Origin of the sequence: Massilia brevitalea, from assembly GCF_030711405.1 — a bacterium.
GTDB classification, from domain to species: Bacteria; Pseudomonadota; Gammaproteobacteria; order Burkholderiales; family Burkholderiaceae_D; genus Telluria; species Telluria brevitalea.
In genome coordinates this window covers 1-5,208 of the sequence record NZ_JAULSI010000092.1, presented here as the reverse complement: position 1 = coordinate 5,208, position 5,208 = coordinate 1, and the positions used below count along the sequence as shown (strand labels likewise).

The 5,208-nt window shown below is 55.5% G+C and carries 4 protein-coding genes; 3 read left to right on the top strand and 1 reads right to left on the bottom strand.

Annotated elements, in window-relative coordinates:
- Positions 1-660 precede the first annotated feature (660 nt).
- From QWL29_RS26240 to QWL29_RS26230, 3 genes are all read left to right on the top strand, one after another.
- Positions 661-2,232 carry a hypothetical protein gene (locus QWL29_RS26240; RefSeq protein WP_305825800.1) on the top strand — a complete coding sequence of 524 codons (1,572 nt, stop codon included), beginning with the start codon at positions 661-663 and terminating at the stop codon, positions 2,230-2,232.
- A 358-nt stretch (positions 2,233-2,590) separates the two neighbouring features.
- Complete coding sequence (locus QWL29_RS26235) at positions 2,591-3,556, top strand: SEL1-like repeat protein (protein ID WP_305825799.1); 966 nt, start codon at positions 2,591-2,593, stop codon at positions 3,554-3,556.
- A 337-nt stretch (positions 3,557-3,893) separates the two neighbouring features.
- The gene (locus tag QWL29_RS26230; protein WP_305825798.1) at positions 3,894-4,052 is read left to right on the top strand and encodes a hypothetical protein; all 159 of its coding nucleotides are present in this window, start codon (positions 3,894-3,896) and stop codon (positions 4,050-4,052) included.
- 48 nt (positions 4,053-4,100) lie between these two features.
- Here the strand turns inward: QWL29_RS26230 and QWL29_RS26225 are convergent, their stop codons facing one another.
- A complete protein-coding gene (locus QWL29_RS26225; RefSeq protein ID WP_305825797.1) occupies positions 4,101-5,000 on the bottom strand; it encodes a hypothetical protein in 900 nt (299 codons plus the stop codon).
- Positions 5,001-5,208 lie beyond the last annotated feature (208 nt).

Below are 5,208 nucleotides of genomic sequence, written 5' to 3'. Positions count from 1 at the left end.
TTCATGGACGACTGGCAAGTGCTCGGAGTTTTTCAACACAATAGGCCAGAAGCGGTCACTCAATCGAACGTTCGAGTAAGTCGTGACTTGTGTTCCTGATACATCGAGCCATCTACGTACCGATCCGTGCCAATTTTCAATTCTAGCTGGGTCATGGCGAAGGCTATGGACGTACTCGATCTCTTGGCGATCTGCCGAATTTTGTACTTTGGGAATTCCGTTTGATGCGCCGAATTTCCTGTAGGCAGATCGGCTCGATTTAGCTAGACCGTCACACCGAGTGCTTCTGTCGCTAGCAGTACGTCACTGCTCGCCGAGGCATGCTTGCGGCGGCAGGAACGTGGCGTCATTTCCAGGAAAGATGTCGTCGCCAAAATTCCAATTCCAAACGCGTCAGGCGATCCTTATGATGAAGGCCCTTACACGACGCAGGAGAGCCTCATGAGTAAACCGAAAGACCGCAGTGCCGCCCCTACCCCAAGCCAGCCCGCAGATCAAAATCATAAGGCCGACCAAGCCAACCCAAATCGCGGCACGCCGGGTACGAACAAGGCGTACGACCATGTGCACGGCAACCGAGGCGGTCAACTTAACCCTAATCGCCGCCCTGGCTGATCGCATGCGGTCCTCCAGGCGCTGCCGGGGACCTTTGGAGTAATGATGACATCGACGATTGGTTTTGCGACGCATGGCGAAGCACTCAAGCAGTTGTATCTCGCATTCGGCGTGCTGCCGCGCAAGGAAGCACGCGCGGAGGACTTCGACGAAAGAGACAAGAAAACGCTGCAGAGACAGTTAGGCCGACTCGCTTCCGAAGAGGGCAACCTAATCGAGAACTACCAAAAAGCCGTCGCTACCTTGCGTCAGTTGCTAGGCCAGTACCTGCCCGTGCCAGGGCATGTCGCAACGCTTGGGACGGTCCTTGATGACTTGGAATCGGCCTATGCCGAGCTGATCCAGACTGAAGGAACGTACTTGGGCCAACGTGACTCACTCCGGTATTTCATGTCCATTAAGGCCGTGCCAGTGTTGGTATTGGCACTGAAGCGCTGCAGGCTACTTTGCGGGCTAGGTGACGGTCCAGGTGTATGGCGTGACGACACATTTTGGTATCTGCCCACCTTCGAGGCTGACAATAAAGTGACAATGCCTTTGGCCAAAGTCATGCGTTGGGCTTACGCAGCATGTGGGCTGTCGCAAAAGCAGTTCCACTGTCCGGGCAAGCCGGGTGATACCGTTTCACCAGCCCAGCAGCAGAACCTGGGCAATGCGGTTAACTGGGCACGAGGAAAAGGCACGCCGTCACTGCCAGCCCTATTGGCCAATTTCAAGGAATCGTTCGTCGTGCAAGACGCACACGGGCGTCCGATCGATCCGCAGCTGCAAGAAAGCGTATTGACCGCCCTAGTATGCGCGCGGGTCGCCAGCTTTATAGCGAAGCAGGTCTTGGATACGTACGGCGCAGCTTACCTACAAAATCTTTGCGCGCAGATACAGCAGTTGACGGAACTGCTAGAAGACGAAGTACAGGAGTTCTTGCGGCAGCTTGCCCCGGTCATGCAAAGGCAGGCGTCTGCTGACCAGGCTGTAGGTGTCTGGCTTCGTGCATGTGCCGACCATGAACGATTCGTGCGCGGCAAACTCATGCAGGTCGCCGCAACGCTGGCGGACTTCCTTGAAAAAGCGCCGCAGGCACCCTTTCTGCCTGAACTCCTCGCTGGATTGGCGCGCAGGTTCGGCGGGTTTGCAGTGCACGCTAATGTGGACAGGATAACGCGGCAACGAGCCGTTGCCCCGCCAGAAGGCTTTGTCGTGCTACTTGCTGAAGGACTCCAACTCAGGCGCAACGCGACGACCACGTTGGACGAGATCGATGCCTTCGAGCAGTCGCTGGTGCAGATGGGGTTGCAAGAGGTGCTGGACTGGTTTGTTCCTTGGTTGCGTGGCATCTACCACTATCGCCGTGAGCAATTCGAGGCAGCCTATCCGTACTACGAGCGCGCATTCGAGCTGGCCAAGTACAAGGCAGGACACCTCCAATACGACCTGGTTAACCAGTTCGTTGAACTAGCCGCAAAAAACCACAGGGAAAACGCCTTCGACAAGGGGATCGACTGGGCCTTGTATATCGGACTGGAGATCCGATGGCTTCGCGACAAGGAGCCAACCCAGGAAAACCGGAACTTTGTTCGCGCCATCATGGAGCGGGCGAACTACGCTCATCAGTTATAGCGCACGTGTTCGTGTTTTCATGCGGAGCAGGCTGAGGTTTGATGCCCGCACCCTACATCGGGGCGAGGGCTTCGAAGCTGCGTCGGAACGCGTCCGTCATCGGCAGTTGCACAGCGGCATGTTCGGTAGATGCGTTGGCAGCGCTATACGCTACCTTGGGTCGCACTCGGCGAAACATAAGGAATCGACTTATCAGTTTATTGTGGCAAATGTTTCCATCATGCATGATGTACTGCGTTCGATACCGCGAGGTAGATGAAGAGCGTAAGAGACGTTCCGGACTGGCGCGCATTGCACCTGCGGGCAGGAAAGTTGACCGGTCGGGTCTAATGAATAACAAAAAAGGAGTAGCGAGAGCATGGAATTGCAAGAACTAACAAAAGCAGCGACAGCAGGCGATCCATACGCCCAAAATGAGCTTGGGATTCGACATCATCTAGGCAATGGCGTGGCTCAGGACTTGGCTGAGGCGGCGAGCTGGTATCGGAAGTCTGCTGAACAACGGCTGCCGCAGCCCCAATACAATTTGGGGCTGATGTACCGTGAAGGATTTGGCGTAGAGAAGAACTACGGGACTGCAATCGACTGGATATCGAAAGCTGCGTATCAAGGACTTGCCAATGCCCAGTATGACCTTGGGTTAATGCATGAGCTGGGACATGGCACGGCGAAGGATGATTCGGAAGCCGTTCGATGGCTGACACGAGCGGCAGAGCAAGGCATGCCGGAAGCCCAGAATCACCTCGGACTGCGATATTCCGAGGGTCGGGGCGTGTCTAAAGATGACGTCCAAGCGGCACAGTGGACCAGGAGAGCTGCCGAACAAGGGCTGATGGATGCTCAACACAACCTTGCGGTAATGTACTTGGATGGCACAGGTGCGCAGCAGGACGATGCACGAGCTGCGTTCTGGACCAGCAGAGCGGCCCGACAAGGGCATGAAGGCGCGACCTATAACCTCGGGCAGATGTACTTGAAGGGCCGGGGCATGCCACAGGACATTGTTAAGGCGATGACCTGCTTCCGCGTCCTTGCTGAGAAAGGAAATGCACTATGCCAATACAACCTAGGTGTCCTATATAGGGAGACTGGCGCTTTGCGAGACGATGAGCAATCTCTGTTCTGGTATAAAAAAGCGGCAGCGCAAGGGTATGCCGATGCGCAGGCGAATCTGGCTTTAATGTACATGAAAGGACAAGGCGTACCGCAAAACTACAGCATCGCTACGGAATACCTGTTACAAGCAGCAAACCAGGGCCATGCTGGAGCGCAACAAAACCTGAAGATGATTGTGCAGAACAGGGGCAGTTTTGGACGCTCTTGACCGGCAGAAACCGGCCAAGAGCGGACGTTCCTCAACAGATACGAACTAGGGTAAATATGATTTGAAGAGGGGGTAGCAGGTATTTGCGGAAATATCGCCCTTAAGGACCAACCGACCACTTCTACCTGAAGCGTGACTGCAAGCCGTCCGACCTCGACCGCCTAGGTTTATTTGCCGAGCTAACGCTCAAGCAGTTCATCGCGCGCGAAATCGCCGCCATTAAGAAAGTGGCGTTTTACCGGGGCATGAAGAAGGCAGCGCTGTACTGGTCGATCGGCCTTGCCGAAAAGGAGAACGATTATGGCCAGACCGGCGAGCAGCTTGGGTCCTCGCCGCCATGCTCGCCAGCGAACGCATGCAGTTTACGACGCGTTACAAGAACCAGCCTTATGACACTGTCATCAGCTTCTCGGCTTCTCTCACCAAGGAAGAGGCCCTGCCGCTGATGGCATGTCTTGAAGGATTGGTCGGCCGCATGGGCGGCAAGGATGAGTAAGGCTGGTACCCGCGCAGCAGGGTCTGGCGCGACAGGTGCGTTGCCTAATTAATTTTGAACCGACGTCAGCACGCCGTTTTCAAAATACAGGAAATTGCCCCCACTGTAGACCCATTGTTCGTGCACTCCAAAACTGCCTGTGGTGCGATTGATTCGCTGAGGCGAACCCCAGTTCGATGCGCGGACCTGCGATGGCGTCATACCCAGCGCTACGCCGCCACGCCGCTTGGACTCTCTGGTCGCGGCCTTCGCCCTTTTTTGCTCTGCCGCCTTCGCCCGCAGCTGCGCGACCTGCTCGGCTGCCAAGCGTGCCGCGTCGGCCGCGCGGCGCTCTTCCTCAAGGAGCGCTTTTCTCTCCTGCTCTTCGGCGTACCGCTTGGCGAGCAAATCGGGATCTTCAGTGAATAGGCTGGTATTCTTAGGGTTGACCGCCGCCGCCGGCGAATTGGTAGGCTTGTAACCGTACGACTTGAGGCTTACGTTCTTCAGGCCAAAGCCGAATTCGGATTGATCAGCGAAGGCGCGCGTGCCGTCCTCGAAGACAATCGTGTAGCCGTAGAAGTCGCTGTATCGATCGGTGCCTGACCGACGAAGTATGAAGCGCTCCACTACCTTGAAGCTGACTGTGACATTCGGACGGATCTCGTCTTCCAGATGCCCCCAGTTGGGTAAATAATCGTCATGCCGGAACGTCTGGTAGAAGCGAACAGGCTCGGAGGCTTCGGATGGTTTGAACCAATAGGTTTTTCCCACTGGTTCGTCATAAATTGCCTGACGCCGCGCCTCTTCTTCCGCTGCTTTGGCTGCGGCCGCTGCCTGCAAGTCCTGTGCAGTCGAAAAGGTTATAACCTTTTTTGGAGTTGCTGCCTGAACAGGTATATCAGCTGTTTGTTGCGCGACAACGAGCGCTGGAAAGAACAATCCCAAAAAGACGACGGGTAACCTCATGGCGCGCTCAGATTTGACAATGAATTTTTATTATCGGGATAAGGTTGCGCCAAGTCAACGCTGGACAGCAGATTCCGCTGCATTAAGGGCTACAGTTGCTCGCTAGGTCAACGTCCGCAATGGGCCTATTGTGCTGAAAAAGTCGGCAAGCAACTTTCTTGGTCTGTTTTCGGAGGGTTCAACAGTCCAACCGGCTGGCGTTCGTTAA

What these genes read in the sequence shown, in the direction of transcription:
- QWL29_RS26240 (WP_305825800.1), top strand. Translation starts at nt 661, where the DNA reads ATGACATCGACGATTGGTTTTGCGACGCATGGCGAAGCACTCAAGCAG.
- QWL29_RS26230 (WP_305825798.1), top strand. Translation starts at nt 3,894, where the DNA reads ATGCTCGCCAGCGAACGCATGCAGTTTACGACGCGTTACAAGAACCAG.
- QWL29_RS26225 (WP_305825797.1), bottom strand. Translation starts at nt 5,000, where the DNA reads ATGAGGTTACCCGTCGTCTTTTTGGGATTGTTCTTTCCAGCGCTCGTT.
- QWL29_RS26235 (WP_305825799.1), top strand. Translation starts at nt 2,591, where the DNA reads ATGGAATTGCAAGAACTAACAAAAGCAGCGACAGCAGGCGATCCATAC.